The organism is Brenneria salicis ATCC 15712 = DSM 30166 (assembly GCF_003315515.1).
Taxonomy (GTDB): domain Bacteria; phylum Pseudomonadota; class Gammaproteobacteria; order Enterobacterales; family Enterobacteriaceae; genus Brenneria; species Brenneria salicis.
In genome coordinates this window covers 174,166-192,278 of the sequence record NZ_QNRY01000001.1, presented here as the reverse complement: position 1 = coordinate 192,278, position 18,113 = coordinate 174,166, and the positions used below count along the sequence as shown (strand labels likewise).

Here is an 18,113-nt window from a genome sequence, read left to right as displayed (position 1 = left end):
TCGATATCGCCATCGCGCTATTAAGATTTGCCAACTTTTTCACCTGTTGGCGACAAGCTGAAGCGAGTCCGTTCCTTGAGGATAACCGCCTGGAATGGTATGGTTTAGCGCTTTTCAAATTTATTTTATAAATACTATATAGCAAGGGGATTTACGCAATGCGTATTATTCTGCTGGGCGCTCCGGGCGCAGGCAAAGGTACTCAGGCTCAATTCATCATGGAAAAATATGGGATCCCGCAGATTTCCACCGGTGACATGTTGCGTGCCGCGGTAAAAGCAGGTTCTGAACTGGGTAAGCAAGCTAAAGAAATCATGGATGCCGGTAAACTGGTTACCGATGAATTGGTCATTGCGCTGGTTAAAGAACGTATCGCCCAGGATGATTGCCGTAACGGTTTTCTGCTGGATGGCTTTCCACGGACCATCCCGCAGGCTGATGCCATGAAAGAGGCTGGCATCAATGTGGATTATGTAATCGAATTTGCTGTTCCTGATGAACTGATTGTCGATCGTATTGTTGGCCGTCGCGTTCACGCGGCGTCAGGCCGTGTTTATCATGTGAAATTCAATCTGCCGAAAGTTGAAGGCAAAGACGACGTCACCGGTGAAGATCTGACGACGCGTAAAGACGATCAGGAAGAAACCGTGCGTAAACGTCTGGTGGAATATCATCAGCAAACCGCGCCGCTGGTGGCTTACTACCAGAAAGAAGCCGAAGCGGGCAATACCCGTTATTTTAAAGTGGAAGGCACGCGCAAAGTTGATGAAGTCCGCGCTGAACTGGAAACCATCCTGGGCTGATTTCGCAACGATACTCAACATTTCCGATGCCGGACAACGTCTGGCATTTTTTATGGCGGACAAGTCCGTCAGCCGTCCGCTTTGTTCGCTTTCCTCTATTGATGACATTGGTTTTAGCCATGCTATCTACCCGTATTTGTTTGTTTTTTTCGCTACAATAAAGATTCTGATATGTCGCATAGCGGGCTGAACGTATAGATAGTCGGCTGGCCTTAAGGGGAAGGTATGAGATTAGAGAAACTCGGCGTTCTAATGGTGAATTTAGGTACGCCCGATGCACCAACGCCGCAGGCGGTAAAGCGCTATCTGGCCGAGTTCCTGAGCGACAGACGTGTGGTGGATACTTCTCGTCTGTTATGGTGGCCGCTGCTGCGCGGCGTCATTCTGCCTTTCCGTTCTCCGCGTGTGGCAAAACTCTACCAGTCCGTCTGGATGGCGGGGGGATCGCCGTTGCTGGTGATTAGCCGCCGCCAGCAACAGGCGCTGGCGGCGCGTCTGCCTGAGGTCCCTGTTGAATTGGGGATGAGTTATGGTTCGCCCAGCCTGCATTCGGCGCTGGATAAACTGCTATCGCAGGGTGTTACGCAACTGGTGGTGATACCGATGTATCCTCAGTATTCCTGTTCGACCACGGCTGCGGTTTGGGATGGTCTGGCGACACTGTTACGCCGTTATCGACAATTACCCGCGATTCGTTTCATTCGCGATTATGCTGAGCACCCTGCCTATATTGCCGCGTTGCAGCATCGGGTGGAACAGGCCTTTGCCGAACATGGCGAGCCAGATCGACTGGTGCTCTCCTACCACGGTATTCCTAAGCGTTACGCTGCTGAAGGGGATGATTATCCGCTGCGTTGCCGTGCGACGACCGATGCGTTGATCGCCGCGTTAGGTTTGCCTGAAGAAAAAGTGATGATGACTTTTCAATCACGTTTCGGGCGCGAGCCGTGGCTGACGCCTTATACGGATGAAACCTTGCAGGGGTTACCGGCGCAAGGCGTTAAACACATTCAGATCATGTGTCCCGGCTTTGCCGCGGACTGTCTGGAAACGCTGGAAGAGATTCAGGAACAGAACCGGGAGATATTTCTGCATGCGGGCGGCGCAGCATTTCACTATATTCCCGCGCTGAACGATGATCCGTTACACATTGATATGCTTGAGCAATTGGTCGCCAAAGCAGAGTAAGCTCAAAAACAAGGCGGGGACAGTCCCGCCTTGTTTTTGGTGAAAAATTGATTACGCTTTTCGATAATCAGATCGGATATTCCTGTGGCGTTGTCGGTTGTTCATCCAGTTTCAGCAATGTGATCATGCTATTGGCGATTTCACGTTCGCCCATCACAACCTGATCGGCGCCGTGCTCTGTAATATAGCTGACTTCATCGTCATAATGCGCACGCGCAATAATCTCCAGATCCGGCCTTTTTTCCCTGGCGGCCGCCACGATCTCTCCCGCTTCATAGCCGTTGGGAATGGTGAGCAGCAGCCAGCGAGCACAGTCCAGTCGGGCGATTTCCATGATTTCAGGTTTCGTCGCATTACCGAGAACGGCCTTGATGCCTTGCTCACGCAGCGCATCGACGCGCGCCCTGGAATTCTCAATCACCACGACCGGAAAGCCAGCCTGATGCAGTTTGGCGCCAATCAGACTGCCGACGCGACCATAGCCGACCAGCAGCGCATGGTTGCACAAATCGACAGGGATCTGTTTTTCTTCCTCAATCGCTTCTTCCACAATCTGTTCTTCAATGGTTTCATTTTTTTCCAGATAGCGTTCAAGCAGCGCAAAAATCAACGGGTTGAGCATGATGGAGAGGATTGCTCCGGCCAGCACCAGACTGCGTCCTTCCTCCGACAGCAGACCAAGCGCGATGCCGAGACCGGCGAGAATAAAAGCAAACTCGCCGATTTGCGCCAGGCTCGCGGAAATCGTCAACGCGGTGCGTTTTGAGTGACCAAATAGCCGTACCAGCATAAAGGCCGCCGCCGACTTGCCGAACACAATGATCGCCAGCGTAATCAATACCGCAATCGGGTCGTTGATCAGGATCATCGGGTCGAACAGCATACCGACGGAGACAAAGAACAGCACCGCGAAAGCATCACGCAGGGGCAGCGTATCGTGCGCCGCCCGCTGACTGAGTTCCGATTCATTCAGCACCACGCCGGCGAAGAACGCGCCCAACGCAAAAGAGACATCAAACAATTTCACCGCGCCGAAAGCGATACCCAGTGCCATGGCAAGCACTGCCAGCGTAAACAGTTCGCGGGAACCGGTACTGGCGCTTCTCGCCAGTACCCAGGGAACCAGACGACGTCCGACGACAATCATCAGGGTAATAAAGGCAACGACTTTACCGATGGTCCAGCCCAGATCGCGCAGCAGTTTACCGGTATCAGCATTTTCCGAACCGACCATGTCGCCAAATGCGGGCAACAGAACCAGCGTCAGCACCATGGCCAGATCTTCGACAATCAGCCAGCCGATGGCGATTTGACCGCGCTGGCTGTCAACTAACTGCCGCTCTTCCAGCGCCCGCAACAGGACAACGGTACTGGCGGTGGAAAGACAGAGACCGAACACCAGACCGTTTGCCAGACTCCAGCCCAGGATGGCGGAAAGCCCCATGCCCAGCAGCGTGGCGACGACGATCTGCGCGATGGCGCCGGGGATGGCGATGGATTTTACCGCCATCAGATCTTTCAGGGAGAAGTGTAAACCGACGCCGAACATCAAAAGAATAACGCCTAACTCGGCCAACTCCGGCGCCAGCGAGGTATCAGCGACAAATCCTGGCGTAAACGGCCCGACCAGCACACCGGCAACCAGATAGCCAACAAGAGGAGAGATGCGCAGGCGGTTTGCCAGAAGACCAAGAAGGAAGGCAAGTACCAGTCCTGCGGAAATAGTTGAAATTAGAGGTGTTGCAGCATGCATCCCGACTCCTTGTGCCATGAGGTGAAACGTGAATGAGCGGATTTATTCTTTTTTCTCTGACGTCACAACCGAAACATGATGAGAACAGATTGAATGACTTCCTATCCATCGGAATTCCCTGCTTGCGCAAAGGCAGATAAATTCGTAGGTTTTGTCTGACGTCAAGGCCAGCAACAGCGGCAATATATAAATTCTATTGTATATAGAGAAATCTTGCTTGGTAAAAAATGGTTTTTTATGAAAAATGTTAGCTTACCCGTCTATTCATAATGTAACACAGATTTAGACACGGTTTCTTCTGATAAGCATTGATAAACATGCGTAATTATTACCATAAAGCGCGTATCTTGGTGAACATCCTGCGCTGTTTTTTCACTTACTCGATAAAACCGCGTCATCGGTGAGCCGAAAGCCAGAGAAAATGGCGAATAACCGTCATGAAAATGGATTATTCTGATGAACCCGCCATATTAGGAAGAATTCATGACAACGAAAGACACTGCGACTGCGGATCATCTAAATTGGATCTGAGAATCGGTTGAGAAATACCGTTATCATGGCCTTTTCGCCGCTTCCCAGCGGACTGGGGCTGTCTGTGCTAGTCTGATGGGCCGGATTCTTTTATCCATCTCTGTTGGGTATTTAAAAAATAAAGGGAGATTTTTCATGCGTTTTTCAATAAAAGCTCTGGGCTGTGCGGTTGCGGTATCGCTGGCGCTAACGTCCGTGGGAGCAATGGCCTGGGAAAAAGATAAAACGTATGCCATCACGGTATTGCATACCAACGATCACCACGGGCATTTCTGGCAGAACGAGTATGGCGAGTATGGGCTGGCGGCGCAGAAAACCCTGGTGGAGCAAATTCGTCAGGAGGTCGCCGGCAAGGGCGGTAGTGTCCTGTTGCTCTCCGGCGGCGATATTAATACCGGGGTGCCTGAGTCGGATTTACAGGATGCGGAACCTGATTTTCGTGGTATGAGCATGGTTGGCTATGATGCGATGGTGCTAGGTAATCACGAATTTGATAATCCGCTTTCCGTGCTGCGTCAGCAGCAGAAATGGGCCAATTTTCCGTTGCTTTCCGCCAACATTTATCAAAAGAGCACCAATAAGCGTCTGTTCGAGCCTTATGCCTTGTTTGATAAACAAGGGGTGAAAATTGCGGTTATCGGCCTGACAACCGACGATACCGCCAAACTGGGCAATCCTGAGTTTTTTACGGATATCGAATTTCGTCAGCCAGCGACCGAGGCCCGACAGGTGGTGGAGCAACTGCGTCGGGCGGAAAAACCGGATGTGATCATTGCCGCGACGCACATGGGACATTATGACGACGGTAATCACGGTTCCAACGCGCCGGGTGATGTTGAAATGGCACGCAGCCTGCCTGCGGGCTATCTGGACATGATTGTCGGCGGTCATTCACAAGATCCGGTTTGTATGGCCGGCGAAAATAAAAAACAGGCGAACTATGTGCCGGGTACGCCGTGTGCCCCGGATCGTCAAAACGGCACCTGGATTGTTCAGGCGCATGAGTGGGGTAAATATGTCGGCCGTGCGGATTTTACCTTTCGTAATGGTGAATTGAAACTGGAGCATTACCAGCTTGTTCCGATCAACCTGAAGAAAAACGTTGAGACGGCGGACGGCAAAACCGAGCGGGTTTTCTACACGCAGGAAATCGAGCAGGACCCCGCGATGTTGAAAATGCTGACGCCGTTCCAGGAGAAGGGCCAGACGCAACTGGACGTGAAAATCGGCAGCGTCAAAGGAAAACTGGAAGGCGATCGCAGTCAGGTTCGTTTCCACCAGACCAATCTGGCGCGGGTATTGTTGTCGGCGCAGCTTGAACGCGCCAACGCGGACTTTGCGGTCATGAGTGGCGGCGGCGTGCGTGATTCCATTGAATCCGGTGATATCACCTATAAAAATGTGCTGAAAGTCCAGCCTTTTGCCAACACCCTGGTTTATGTGGATATGCAAGGCAGCGAAATCGAAAAATATCTGGCCGTTGTCGCCAATAAACAGGTCGATTCCGGCGCCTATGCGCAGTTCCTTAACGTCAGCCTGATTGCCGATGGCAAAGGCGTACAAAATGTTAAAATTAAAGGCGAGCCATTACGGGCGGATAAAGTTTATCGCATGGCTACGCTGAATTTTTACGCGATGGGCGGGGATGGCTATCCGCGTATTGATAGCTTACCCAGCTACGTAAATACCGGTTTTGTCGATGCCGAAGTGTTGAAACAGTATATCCAGAAGCATTCCCCACTGGATGCGCAAGCCTATGCGCCGAAAGGTGAGATTGTTTATAAGTAACTTATAGGAATAGCGGTTTTTGCCTCTGTGATGATGGCAAAAACCGCTGTTTTTACTTCCGTCAAAATTCTTCTTAAAACAATGTATAATCTGAGCTATTTAAACGGCAATGGTTATCCATTCTTTACCCCGGTCATCGTTGTACATGTCGGTCATTGATTGGTTCTTATGTCCAAGCAGGACTTTCATATCAACGCCTTGTTTCCGGTATAGCCGCTCGGATAAAGATCATTTTTCATTCAGATTCGTCTTATGTCCGTTCCTGTCATTAATTGGCTGGCAGTGCAGATAGAATTGCATTTAAAAACGTAAATAAAAATGTTGATATGGTAAGCATAAATGATTACTTTAATCCCATATTCAACAGAATGGAGGAATGGTGAAGCAAAGCGAGTTCAGGCGGTGGCTTGAATCTCAAGGAGTCGAGGTTTCAAACGGTACTAACCATCTGAAACTGAGATACAACGGGAGGCGAAGCGTAATGCCAAGACATCCCGGCGCTGAGATAAAGGAACCGCTAAGAAAGGCAATTCTTAAGCAACTTGGCCTGAAATAACAAACCAGCCCTTCGGGGCTGGTACTCGCGGAGATTCATCATATCGATATGCGATATCCAGTAAATTTAGAGTTAGACCCGGATTCAGGCGGCTATGTGGTTTCGTTCCCGGATATACCGGAGGCCCTAACTCAGGGCGACACGCGAGAAGAAGCGCTGGCGATGGCCCTTGATGCGCTGATGACATCCTTTGATTTCTACTTTGAGGATAACCAGCGAGTACCGTTGCCGGGAGAAGTTACCGGTGATTATGTTGAGGTGCCATCCAGCGTCGCGGCGAAAGTCATCATGCTGAATGTCTTTATCGATTCCGGTTTAACTCAGGTTGAACTGGCGTCGCGTATGGGGATTAAAAAACAGGAAGTAACTCGGCTATTTGATCTGCATCACTCCACAAAAATCGACACCATCCAGAAGGCGATCGCGGCGTTAGGCAAACGCCTGGAACTGATCGCCGCGTAAATGCGTTAACCCAAATCACTATACGCTAAGCAACTTAACGCATAAGAAACCTCAAGGCTCTGCTACGACAGAGCTTTTTCTTTTCCCGTTAATCACACCGCGCTACGGTAAAGCAGGAGGTGAGATTATGCGTCTGAACAAAATCATAACTATTATTTCATAAGGACCGTCAGGAACCAGTTCTGGTTAAATGTTAAAAAAAGTAGCTCAATCCGGCATGCAATTTCTGATGGCGTTGGCGCGCAAAATTGATGCCGCCATCGACTTCGAATTTATCCGCGACAAGCAATCCATCTCAATTGCCCGATAATGACCGACCAGCCATTTATCCATGCGATTGATTAAAATGATGTTATTGGGTTACCTCTTCGGTATTCCTTTCAAGCGCCGTCTGGTGAAAGAAACTTTGCTCAACGTCGTCAGTCGCTGGTTTCTGCGTATGGGCCTCATGGATTTAGTTCACAAATAAATGTTCAAGTCCATCCAGCCGTTGACGATATAGCCGTCGCGCTTCCAGCGCTTCTTCCAGTGAGATCGGCACAAAACGCACGCGATAATTGGGCTGCAACTGCCCGATGATATCCAAATCGGCACTGATCACCGTTCCCAGCGTCATATAACCGCCGCCGGATACCGCATCACGCAATAGGACAATCGGTTCCAGTCCGCCGGGGACCTGTATCGAACCAATCGGATAACAGGCATCCACGATGTTGGAGGGATCCGAGCCCGCGCCAAACGGCGGCGTGCGCGGCTGGAAAACCAGCGGATTGCCGCCTTTCAGCCGGTAGCCGATACGGTCCGCCTCCGTTCCCACTGACCAGCTATCGGCAAAAAATTGTTCTATCGCGTCCGGGGTCACACGATGAATGTACAAGCCAGGCACCATGCGCAACGATACCTCCTTGCTAAGCACCGGCAGATAATCAGCAGGGATGCTGATCCCCGGTTTGACTGTGGTGCTCGGAATTCCGATCGGCAGCACGTCATTCGCTTCCAGCCGACGCCCCTGATGGCCGCCCAGCGCGCCCAATGAATAAGTGGAGCGGCTGCCCAATGCGGCAGGTACGGCGATACCGCCAGCCACGGCCAGATAACTGCGGCACCCCGCGGCGGCATAACCAAAACGCAGGATCTGTCCGGCCTTGACGCTGAAAGCGGCATGCATGGGCATTTCCATCCCATCCAGTTGCGGTTTCATGCTCGCGCCGCAGAGCGCCACCCACCCTTTATCCGTGAATTCCAGTTCCGGCCCCAGTAACGTAATTTCAAGCACAGCGGCTGATTGTGGGTTGCCTACCAGCAGATTCGCCATCCGCAGAGAATATTGATCCAGGCCGCCGGAGGGGGGTATGCCGAGATGATAATAGCCTTCGCGTCCCGTATCCTGCACGGAAGTCGCCAGTCCGGGTTTGAGGACATTAATCTGCATAGAGCACCTCCTGTAGATAGTGTTTATACCCGTAGGGATCGGCGACAAATTTATCCAGTTCGAATGTTACGGGCCGGATGCGCAGATCAAAGGTTCCGGCCTCAACCGCCTGGATATCGCGGTCATAGCGTTGCGGGTCGATGGGTTTAAACTGCACGATGTCGCCGGTACGGAAAAACACCAGCGATTCCTGAAGATAGTCCAGGCGCTGTTGCGGATCATAGATAGGGGCGGGCGTGACGCCAAATAGCTGGTAACCGCCCGCGCCGCGCACCGAATAGATACAGCCGAAACACCCGCCATGCCCTAGCGACAGGCGCGGCGTGTCGGTGCGCGGGCGCAGATATTTGGGCACCTGAATCTGTTTTTCCTGTCCGGCCATCTGGAACATAAACGGTAAACCGGCGACAAAACCGACCATCGACACAAACCACGGCGTCCCGCTATGAGCACCGATAAAAGCGTCGATATCCTGATAACCATTGATGCTGGCGGCGTATTCCAGATCGGTCGCATCGGGCGCCTGATGGCGATCGCGAAAGCGCATCAGTGTTTCCCGCGTCCACGGGTCGTTGTATAGCACCGGAATTTCGATGATGCGCGTCTCAAGCCGATTCACGCTTTGCGCCTGGCTTTCCGCCAGTTGCACGGCTTCGAGCAGCGCTTGCGGCGCAACGATATCGGGATTAAAGCGGATCTGAAACGATGCATTAGCCAGGCAGATGTCCAGGATGCCGGGGATCGCCCGTTGTTCAACCGCGTGGGTGATGGCCAGGCCGCGGAAGAAGGCCGTCAGCGACATAGCTTGATCAATTTCGGCGAAAAGATGCTCATCACCGCCAAAACTGTAACGAATGGCAGAGTTTTCCATTTCAGGCCTCCCGGCAAAGCGGTGTTTTGGTTTGCGTGCGTTCTTGCAGCCAATTTTCCAGCGCCGTGGTATCAAACTCGCCGGCTTGCAGACGCGGGTCCGCGATTAGCCACTGGTGCAGCGATTGGGTGGTGGTGACGCCGGTCAGACGCAACTGGCCTAAGGCTTGTTCGGCTCGCGCCAGCATTTGTCGGCGATCGTGGCCGTGCACCACCAGTTTTGCCAGCAGGGAATCGTAATAGGGCGGGATACGATAGCCGCTGAATAGATGGCTATCAATACGGATCCCATCGCCCTGCGGCCACACCAGTATGTCGACTACGCCGGGGCAAGGAAAAAAGTTGCGCGCCGGGTCTTCGGCATTGATGCGCATCTCGCAGGCGCTGCCGCTGAGCGCAATATCTTGCTGACGCAGCGTGAGCTTTTCGCCTTGTGCGATGCGTAGCATCCATTGCACCAGATCGACGCCGGTGACCATCTCGGTTACCGGATGCTCGACCTGAATGCGGGTATTCATTTCAATGAAGTAGAATTGGCCGGTATCCGCGTCAAACAGGTATTCCAGCGTGCCCGCCCCGCGATAGCCTAGCTGTTGCGCCAGTTGCAGCGCACTCTGGCAAATGGCGTCGCGCTGCGTGGGAGAAAGGGCAGGCGATGGCGCTTCCTCAAATATCTTCTGACGTCGACGTTGCAGCGAGCACTCCCGCTCATACAGATGCACGACCTGCTCGCCGTCGCCCAGTATTTGCACCTCAATGTGCCGGGCATGTTGAATAAAACGTTCCAGATAGACATCGCCGCAACCAAATGCGGCATTGGACTCGTTTTGCGCAATGGGGAAATCACGCGCCAGTTCCGTCTCATTGGCGACAACGCGGATGCCGCGGCCACCGCCGCCAGCCGCCGCTTTAATCAACAGCGGATAACCAATCTCTTGCGCGCAACGCACGGCTTCATCAATATTACCCAACGCGGCGGCGGAGCCTGGCACCACGGGAACGCCAGCCGCCTGCGCGGTGCATCTGGCAACCGCTTTGTCTCCCATCATGCGGATGGTTTGCGCAGTCGGGCCGATAAACATCAAACCGGCCTGTTCGACCGCCTGTGCAAAGTCGGCATTTTCAGACAGAAAACCGTATCCCGGATGAATCGCGTTGGCGCCGCAGTGTTGGGCTCCCTGGAGTAGCGCATCAGCATTCAGATAACTTTGATCCGCGCGGGCCGTACCAAGAATATAGACTTCATCGGCAAGACGGGCGGGCAGAGAATCCGTATCCGCCTCACTGCACGCCGCCACCGTCGGGATCCCCAGACTTTTGGCCGCGTGGATAATACGAACGGCGATTTCACCACGATTGGCGATAAGTAGTTTTGTTATTGTTCTTTTCATCTCTCCCTCCTCAGAAAAACGTTCTTGTTGTATTTATGTCGGCGTTTTTATGATGGCGATGACTTGCCCGGGTTCGACAGCATCGCCGTTATTGATGTGAAAAGAAATTAATTGTCCGGCCTGTTCCGCATAAACTTCGGTGAATTGCTTCATGACTTCAATTAACCCAATGACGGTATTTTCAGTAACAATATCGTTTTCCTCAATAAACGCGGCTGCATCCGGTGCGGGTTGCCGATAAAAAATACCGGGTAAAGGAGAACATACCTCATATTCTTTCATCTAAAACACTCCTTGAGTTATTAATTTTTGGGATAAGAAATTATTCTGGCAGGCGGGGTAACATGAATATCCGCATCATCAAGTTGTTCGCGTGTGGCTTTAATTAATGCCAGCGCCCCTGGCGTATCACTGTGTATACAGACCGAATCAAACGCCACGGGAATATCGTCGCCTTCAACGGTGCGGACTTTTCCCTCCCGACAGGCGCGTAATACTTTCTGCGCCACGTGTTCGGGGTCGAGTTGACCGGTCTGACGAACAAACACAATCGATCCGTTGCGGTCATAATCCCGGTCGCCATAAAACTCGCAAACCACCGGATGTTGTAGTTTTTGCGCCGCTTGCCATACATGGGAGCCATGCATGCAGTACAGCAATAAATCGGGGGCCAGCGTATGCAGTGTTTGCACAAATAAGTGTGCGGCGGCCTGATCTCGCGCCAGATGCATATACAGCGCGCCGTGCGGTTTGATATGTTGCAGCGGTAATTGATGCAGGGTGGCGAATTCACGCAATGCGCCTAATTGATAAATAATGTCATTGATGATCTCTTGCGGCTGAATATTAATGTGCCGCCTGCCGAACCCCACTAAATCACGAAAACCAGGGTGCGCGCCAATCGCTACGCCATGATATTTCGCCCATTCAATGGTCTGGTTCATGGTATTGGGATCGCCGGCGTGAAAACCGGTGGCGATATTCGCGGAGCTTATATAAGACATCATTTCTTTATCGATGTTATCGCCTATCGCCCACGGCCCGAAATTCTCACCCATATCGGAATTCAGATCGATTTCATATTTCATAATTATTTCTTATTTGTGATGGCTTTGTTTAAAAATAATATAAAGTGAATTTTTTCCATTCGGAAAGACGTATTTTTAGATGGCTGAATATCTGAAAAACAGAACGCTGAAACAAATAAGAGAAAGAGATGATTACATTACGTCAAGTCCGGTATTTCGTCGCCACCGCCGAAATGGGACAAATATCTCAGGCCGCCATTCATTTGAATATTTCACAATCGGCGGTGACCACGGCGATCCAGGAACTGGAAAATATGCTGGGGAAACCGTTGTTTATTCGTTCGGTTCACGGGATGACGTTGACCGAAAACGGCAGCTATTTTCTCAATCACGCCTATTCCATTCTACGCAGCGTTGATGATGCGATGATGATGCCGCTCACGGATAACCGCATCAACGGCGCATTGAATGTAGCGGCGAGTTACACGGTAATGGGCTATTTTCTGCCGTTTCACCTGCAACGCCTGTCCTATGGTTTTCCGCACATCACCATCAATCTCAATGAACGTGAACGCAGCGATATCGAACAGGGCTTGATCGATCGCGCCTTTGATATCTCGCTGGTATTGACGGATAACCTGACTCACCCGGAAATTGTTGCCGAGAAGCTGTTTAATTCCGAGCGACGTTTATGGCTGCCGAGCCGTCATCCGCTGTGTGAAAAGTCGGAAGTGAGTCTGGCGGATGTTGAGAAAGAGCCCTTTATTATGCTCACGGTTGATGAAGCGGATCACAGCGCCATGCGCTACTGGGATCTGAGCGGACACCGGCCGCGCGCCATGCTGCACACCAGTTCGGTGGAGGCGGTGCGCAGCATGGTGGCGAACGGACTGGGCGTGGCGATTTTATCGGATCTGGTTTATCGTCCGTGGTCGCTGGAAGGACGGCGTATCGAAACCCGCGCCTTGAAAGATGTCGTGCATCCGATGTGCGTCGGCCTGGCCTGGCACCGCGATGCGGCGTTTACCCCGGCGATGCAGGCTTTCCGTGAGTATTTCCGCAATGCGTTTCTGACTCCCCAACTGAATGTTTCACGGCGTTAACGCTGATATTACCGTCACCGCGTTGGCATGACATTTTCCGCTAACCACTCACCGGGCGATTTTAACCGCTTAGCGCGTTATTCTGCCGCCCAGCCAAATACCCGCCACGCACGCACGCGCGATACCGTAATGTGCCGTCATTATTTTCCTTATCCGAAATCCGCGGCAACCTATGTTGCCGCATTAAAGCGTTACCAGGGTTTACTTTTCTATCGCTAGCAAAATCAAACAATTACAATTTGAAATTGAAGGATGTCTTATGAAGAGCAGTACCTTTCTTAAACACATCCCCTGGATGATCCTGGGGGTCATCGGGGCTGCCTGCCTCGGCGTGGTCGCACTGCGCCGCGGCGAGCATGTCAGTGCATTATGGATTATCGTCGCTTCCGTCGCCGTCTATCTGGTGGCCTATCGATACTACAGTCTGTATATCGCGCAGAAGGTCATGAGGTTGGATGCGACCAGAGCGACGCCGGCGGTGGTGAATAACGACGGCCTCAACTATGTGCCGACCAACCGTAATGTGTTGTTTGGACACCACTTCGCGGCTATCGCCGGTGCGGGGCCGCTGGTGGGGCCGGTTCTGGCGGCGCAGATCGGCTACTTGCCGGGTACGCTTTGGTTGCTGGGTGGCGTGGTGCTGGCGGGCGCGGTACAGGATTTCATGGTGCTGTTCCTGTCCACGCGTCGTAACGGCGCGTCGCTGGGTGAAATGGTCAAGAAAGAACTGGGTCCGGTGCCGGGCACCATCGCCTTGTTCGGCTGTTTCCTGATCATGATTATTATTTTGGCGGTGCTGGCGTTGATTGTGGTAAAAGCGCTGGCGGAAAGTCCGTGGGGCGTGTTCACCGTCTGTTCTACCGTGCCGATTGCCCTGTTTATGGGGATCTACATGCGTTATATCCGCCCTGGTCGTGTGGGCGAGGTATCGGTGATCGGTATCGTGTTGCTGGTATTGTCCATCTGGTTTGGCGGTATTGTGGCGCACGACCCGTTCTGGGGCCCGGCGCTGACCTTTAAAGACACCACCATTACCTTCACGCTGATCGGTTATGCATTTATCTCCGCCTTGCTGCCGGTATGGTTGATTCTGGCGCCGCGTGACTATCTGGCGACGTTCCTGAAAATCGGGGTGATTGTCGGTCTGGCGATCGGCATCGTGATCCTGAACCCGGATCTGAAAATGCCAGCGGTGACGCAATTTGTGGATGGCACCGGTCCGGTATGGAAAGGCACGCTGTTCCCGTTCCTGTTTATTACGATTGCCTGTGGCGCGGTATCCGGCTTCCACGCGCTGATCTCTTCCGGCACCACGCCTAAATTGCTGGCTAACGAAATGGATGCGCGTTTCATTGGTTACGGCGCGATGCTGATGGAATCGTTCGTGGCGGTCATGGCGCTGGTTGCGGCTTCCATTATCGAACCCGGCCTGTATTTTGCGATGAATACCCCGCCTGCGGCGCTGGGCATTACCATGCCTGATCTGCACAGACTGGGTACGGCTGACGCGCCGATGATCCTGGCGCAGTTGCAGGACGTATCGACACAAGCCGCAGCAGTAGTGAGTTCCTGGGGCTTCGTGATCTCTCCTGATCAGATCCTGCAAACGGCGAAAGATATCGGTGAACCTTCCGTCCTCAACCGTGCAGGCGGCGCACCGACGCTGGCGGTAGGTATCGCCTACGTATTCCACCAGATCATTCCGGGCGCGGACATGGGCTTCTGGTATCACTTCGGTATTCTGTTTGAGGCGCTGTTCATTTTGACCGCGCTGGATGCGGGAACGCGCGCCGGTCGCTTTATGTTGCAGGATCTGCTGGGCAACTTCGTACCGTTCCTGAAGAAAACCGACACTCTGGTGGCGGGTATGATCGGTACGGCGGGCTGCGTCGGATTGTGGGGTTACCTGCTGTATCAGGGCGTTGTGGATCCGCTGGGCGGCGTGAAGAGTTTGTGGCCGCTGTTCGGCATCTCCAACCAGATGCTGGCTGCGGTGGCGCTGGTGCTGGGAACGGTGATCCTGATCAAGATGAAACGCACGCAGTACATCTGGGTGACGTTGCTGCCGGCTATCTGGTTGCTGATTTGCACCACCTGGGCGCTGGGTCTGAAACTGTTCAGCGATAATCCGCAGTTGGAAGGCTTCTTCTATATGGCCAACATGTTCAAAGGCAAGATTGCCGAAGGCGGCGCGGATTTGAGCGCGCAGCAGATTGCCAACATGAACCATATCGTCACAAACAACTATACCAACGCCGGTTTGAGCATCCTGTTCCTGATTGTGGTATACAGCATTATTGCTTACGGCATCAAAGCCGCGCTGGAAGCCCGTAAGATCGATAAGCGTACCGATCAGGAAACGCCGTATATCCCGGTTCCTGAAGGCGGCGTGAAAGTTTCTTCCGGTCACTAAGCGTTGCCGCCCCGTCGGATTTTGCGAGACGGCTAACATGGCCGGATCGCAAAAGATGACGGGTATGCCTACCCTGTATAATGTATAAACGTTATACAGGGTATTTTTATATCGCGGTCGTCGCTGGTGGCCGTTCGGAGGTAATGATGTTTGGTAATCTGGGAAAGGCGGGAAAGTATTTGGGCCAGGCGGCGCGAATGCTGGTGGGTATGCCGGACTACGACACCTATGTTCAGCATATGCAAACCAATCATCCTGATAAACCGATGATGACTTACGAAGAATTTTTCCGCGAGCGCCAGCAGGCGCGTTACGGCGGCGATGGCAAAGGCGGTATGCGTTGCTGTTAACGAATCGGAACCTGTTATGACTCAACCACTTTATGTCACCATTCTGACCGGCTTTCTGGGCGCGGGCAAAACCACTTTATTACGACACATTCTGAACGCCGATCACGGCTACAACATTGCGGTGATTGAAAACGAATTCGGCGAAGTACCGATCGACAACGTGCTGATTGGCGAACGGGCGAGCCAGATCACGACGCTGAGCAACGGCTGTATTTGCTGTACGCAATCCAATGCGTTGGCGGATGCGCTGCTTGATTTGCTCGATGGCGTGGATAACGGCACCCTGAATTTCGATCACGTCATTATTGAATGTACCGGCATGGCCGACCCCGGCCCGGTGGCGCAGACATTCTTCTCCCATGAGGTGATTTGCGAACGCTTTGTGCTGGACGGCATTATCACGCTGGTGGATGCGGTACATGCCCAGCAACAGCTTGATCAGTTCACTATCGCTCAGTCGCAGATAGGCTATGCCGATCGCATATTGTTAACCAAGACCGATGTGGCGGGCGAAGACGACGCGTTGATGCAGCGTCTTCAACGCATCAATGCCAGAGCGCCGATTTACCCGGTGATACACGGCGATATTGATTTGAGCGTGCTGTTCAATATCGACGGTTTTATCCTCAACGACAGGCTGGCGGTAAAAACGCCGGTGTTTCGCTTTATCGCGCCTGCTCAAAACAACGTTCAGTCGATTGTGGTCAGTCTGGATCAACCGGTTGAATTATCCGCGGTATCGGATGTGATGGAAAACCTGTTGCTACAGTTTTCCGATAATCTGCTGCGTTATAAAGGCATTCTGGCGATTAAGGATGATAGCCGCCGCCTATTGTTTCAGGGGGTTCAGCGTTTATATAGCGCCGACTGGGACAGAGAATGGCAAGCTGACGAAGTCCGGCAAAGCGTGTTGGTTTTCATCGGGCTGGATCTGTCTGAGCAGGAAATCCGCGCAGCCTTTGCCCGACTGACGGCATGAATCATCTTATCAGGCTGGCCGTCAGGTCGGCCTGATTTTGACCGGTAATAAAAGCGGCGCCGATCGTCTGCGTCTGATTTATATTATCCGCGCATCCGCTTTTTTTTCGGTAGCTTAATCGTGTTTGGCAATATCGGCGAAGGTGGCGTGCAGCAACCGGGCCAAATCATCGGCAGCCAACTCGATATCCAGCCCGCGTTTACCGCCGGAAATATAAATGGTGCGGAACTGGCGCGCCGGTTCATCAATCACGGTCGGCAACCGTTTTTTCTGTCCCAACGGGCTGATGCCGCCCACCAGATAACCCGTAACCCGCTGTGCAATGACCGGATCGGCCATATCCGCTTTTTTCGCCGACAGCGCACGGGCGACTTTCTTTAAATCCAACATACCGGCGACCGGCGTTACCGCCACCGCCAGATTTTTAGCGTCGCCATTCAGCGAAACCAGCAGCGTTTTATAAACCTGCCCTTTATTTAGCCCCAGTTTTTTGGCGGCTTCTTCACCGAAGTTGGTTTCTTCACTATCGTGGTGATAGCTGTGCAGCGTAAAAGCGATGCTGTTTTTCTCAAGTAGTTTTACTGCCGGTGTCATGATTCAAGTGTCCTTGCGGGCGACGTTGCGCTCAATTTGCCTGTAATAATGTCGGTAGGTTGTCATCACCATATAAATGCAGCGCGCCTACGGCAACCACATAGTTACCGGGCGGTAGCGCCTGAAGCTGCTGCTGCCAGCGACGGTTGCGCTGGTTCATCAATAAATCGGTCATCTCATTGCTGAAAGCGGCTGGCATGTCAGGCGGAAGTTTGCCGGGCTTGCGCTCCAGCCACCAGCCAATCATGGTTTGCAACAGACGGGCATTGATGTGCCAGTGTTTAATCGTATCTTCCAGCAACCGCAGCCCACCCTGCGGCAACTGTTGCAGCAACGCGATCTGGGTATCTTGCCCCTCAAGCTCAATGATGGGCAGTCCCTGAGATTTTGCCGCCGTAATCAGTTGATAATCAATACCGTAATCCGGTCTGAGCCCCAGCCTCTGGGCCTGATAAGCTTGTAACATCAAGGCGACCTGCCAGGCGGGAAGCGCATCAATGCTGTCCTCACTGACAGCCAGCGATGCGCAGATTTGTCGTAACTGATGATAGTTGGCCGGGCTCAGTCGCTGTGACAGCGGAAGCTCGGTTTCAGTCTGTGTGAAAGGCGAGCCGATATCAGAAATATCGGCTTCGACAATCAGGGCCGTGGCATGCTGTAGCTGTTGCAACAGTTCATCGGGTAACGGCGCCATATCCAGACTGCCCATATGGATACTGCCAACCAGATGAAACAGGCGTTGATTGGCGAGTTGAACATCAATCGCGGGATAGGCGTAAGTCAGAGGCGAAATAAACCCAAGAAAAGTCGCTATTCTACGCAGCAGTTGCCCCATAAATCCGGTCTCCAGAAGTGAGGCAACCATGCTAAAC

The 18,113-nt window shown here is 52.6% G+C and carries 17 protein-coding genes and 2 pseudogenes; 10 read left to right on the top strand and 9 right to left on the bottom strand.

Annotated features, from left to right (window positions below; all coding sequences use genetic code 11):
- Positions 1–158: 158 nt before the first annotated feature.
- Together adk and hemH are read left to right on the top strand one after the other, a co-directional pair.
- A complete protein-coding gene (gene adk / locus DES54_RS00940; RefSeq protein ID WP_113864741.1) occupies positions 159–803 on the top strand; it encodes an adenylate kinase in 645 nt (214 codons plus the stop codon).
- Positions 804–1,028: 225 nt separating this feature from the next.
- Positions 1,029–1,991, top strand: a complete 963-nt coding sequence (hemH, locus tag DES54_RS00935) for a ferrochelatase (RefSeq protein ID WP_113864740.1) — start codon at positions 1,029–1,031, stop codon at positions 1,989–1,991.
- 67 nt (positions 1,992–2,058) lie between these two features.
- On the opposite strand, the gene ybaL is transcribed toward hemH, so the two are convergent.
- Complete coding sequence (gene ybaL, locus DES54_RS00930) at positions 2,059–3,744, bottom strand: YbaL family putative K(+) efflux transporter (protein ID WP_113864739.1); 1,686 nt, start codon at positions 3,742–3,744, stop codon at positions 2,059–2,061.
- 666 nt (positions 3,745–4,410) lie between these two features.
- Here ybaL and ushA point away from each other — a divergent pair.
- Positions 4,411–6,063 carry a bifunctional UDP-sugar hydrolase/5'-nucleotidase UshA gene (gene ushA / locus DES54_RS00925; protein ID WP_113864738.1) on the top strand — a complete coding sequence of 551 codons (1,653 nt, stop codon included), beginning with the start codon at positions 4,411–4,413 and terminating at the stop codon, positions 6,061–6,063.
- Positions 6,064–6,162: 99 nt separating this feature from the next.
- Here the strand turns inward: ushA and DES54_RS18735 are convergent.
- Positions 6,163–6,291, bottom strand: a pseudogene (locus DES54_RS18735) (integrase); the annotation flags it as partial.
- A 151-nt stretch (positions 6,292–6,442) separates the two neighbouring features.
- Here DES54_RS18735 and DES54_RS00915 point away from each other — a divergent pair.
- From DES54_RS00915 to DES54_RS00905, 3 genes and pseudogenes are all read left to right on the top strand, one after another.
- The gene (locus tag DES54_RS00915) at positions 6,443–6,619 is read left to right on the top strand and encodes a type II toxin-antitoxin system HicA family toxin (protein WP_113864861.1); all 177 of its coding nucleotides are present in this window, start codon (positions 6,443–6,445) and stop codon (positions 6,617–6,619) included.
- A 48-nt stretch (positions 6,620–6,667) separates the two neighbouring features.
- Positions 6,668–7,081 carry a type II toxin-antitoxin system HicB family antitoxin gene (locus tag DES54_RS00910; protein ID WP_113864737.1) on the top strand — a complete coding sequence of 138 codons (414 nt, stop codon included), beginning with the start codon at positions 6,668–6,670 and terminating at the stop codon, positions 7,079–7,081.
- Positions 7,082–7,316: 235 nt separating this feature from the next.
- A pseudogene (locus DES54_RS00905) lies at positions 7,317–7,535 on the top strand (transposase); the annotation flags it as partial.
- Here DES54_RS00905 and DES54_RS00900 read toward each other — a convergent pair.
- Genes DES54_RS00900 through DES54_RS00880 form a run of 5 tightly spaced genes read right to left on the bottom strand, consistent with a single transcriptional unit; the run spans position 7,536 to position 11,862 of the window.
- The gene (locus DES54_RS00900) at positions 7,536–8,513 is read right to left on the bottom strand and encodes a 5-oxoprolinase subunit C family protein (protein WP_113864736.1); all 978 of its coding nucleotides are present in this window, start codon (positions 8,511–8,513) and stop codon (positions 7,536–7,538) included.
- Positions 8,503–9,384 (bottom strand): 5-oxoprolinase subunit B family protein, encoded by an 882-nt coding sequence (locus DES54_RS00895; protein WP_113864735.1) that lies wholly within the window; start codon positions 9,382–9,384, stop codon positions 8,503–8,505. The genes DES54_RS00900 and DES54_RS00895 overlap by 11 nt, the downstream gene beginning before the upstream one ends.
- Position 9,385: 1 nt before the next feature.
- A complete protein-coding gene (locus DES54_RS00890; RefSeq protein ID WP_113864734.1) occupies positions 9,386–10,774 on the bottom strand; it encodes an acetyl-CoA carboxylase biotin carboxylase subunit in 1,389 nt (462 codons plus the stop codon).
- Positions 10,775–10,807: 33 nt separating this feature from the next.
- On the bottom strand, positions 10,808–11,056 hold the full coding sequence (locus DES54_RS00885; protein WP_113864733.1) for an acetyl-CoA carboxylase: 249 nt from the start codon (positions 11,054–11,056) through the stop codon (positions 10,808–10,810).
- 20 nt (positions 11,057–11,076) lie between these two features.
- Positions 11,077–11,862 carry a 5-oxoprolinase subunit PxpA gene (locus DES54_RS00880; RefSeq protein WP_113864732.1) on the bottom strand — a complete coding sequence of 262 codons (786 nt, stop codon included), beginning with the start codon at positions 11,860–11,862 and terminating at the stop codon, positions 11,077–11,079.
- 128 nt (positions 11,863–11,990) lie between these two features.
- Between DES54_RS00880 and DES54_RS00875 the strand changes: the two genes are divergently transcribed.
- From DES54_RS00875 to yjiA, 4 genes are all read left to right on the top strand, one after another.
- Positions 11,991–12,905, top strand: a complete 915-nt coding sequence (locus DES54_RS00875) for a LysR family transcriptional regulator (protein WP_113864731.1) — start codon at positions 11,991–11,993, stop codon at positions 12,903–12,905.
- Positions 12,906–13,164: 259 nt separating this feature from the next.
- The gene (locus DES54_RS00870) at positions 13,165–15,318 is read left to right on the top strand and encodes a carbon starvation CstA family protein (protein WP_113864730.1); all 2,154 of its coding nucleotides are present in this window, start codon (positions 13,165–13,167) and stop codon (positions 15,316–15,318) included.
- A 146-nt stretch (positions 15,319–15,464) separates the two neighbouring features.
- Positions 15,465–15,668 carry a YbdD/YjiX family protein gene (locus DES54_RS00865; RefSeq protein ID WP_109052933.1) on the top strand — a complete coding sequence of 68 codons (204 nt, stop codon included), beginning with the start codon at positions 15,465–15,467 and terminating at the stop codon, positions 15,666–15,668.
- A 16-nt stretch (positions 15,669–15,684) separates the two neighbouring features.
- On the top strand, positions 15,685–16,647 hold the full coding sequence (gene yjiA, locus DES54_RS00860; RefSeq protein WP_113864729.1) for a GTPase: 963 nt from the start codon (positions 15,685–15,687) through the stop codon (positions 16,645–16,647).
- Positions 16,648–16,761: 114 nt separating this feature from the next.
- On the opposite strand, the gene ybaK is transcribed toward yjiA, so the two are convergent.
- Positions 16,762–17,241 (bottom strand): Cys-tRNA(Pro)/Cys-tRNA(Cys) deacylase YbaK, encoded by a 480-nt coding sequence (ybaK, locus tag DES54_RS00855; protein ID WP_113864728.1) that lies wholly within the window; start codon positions 17,239–17,241, stop codon positions 16,762–16,764.
- A 31-nt stretch (positions 17,242–17,272) separates the two neighbouring features.
- Positions 17,273–18,076 carry a TraB/GumN family protein gene (locus DES54_RS00850; RefSeq protein ID WP_113864860.1) on the bottom strand — a complete coding sequence of 268 codons (804 nt, stop codon included), beginning with the start codon at positions 18,074–18,076 and terminating at the stop codon, positions 17,273–17,275.
- Between the last annotated feature and the right edge of the window lie 37 nt (positions 18,077–18,113).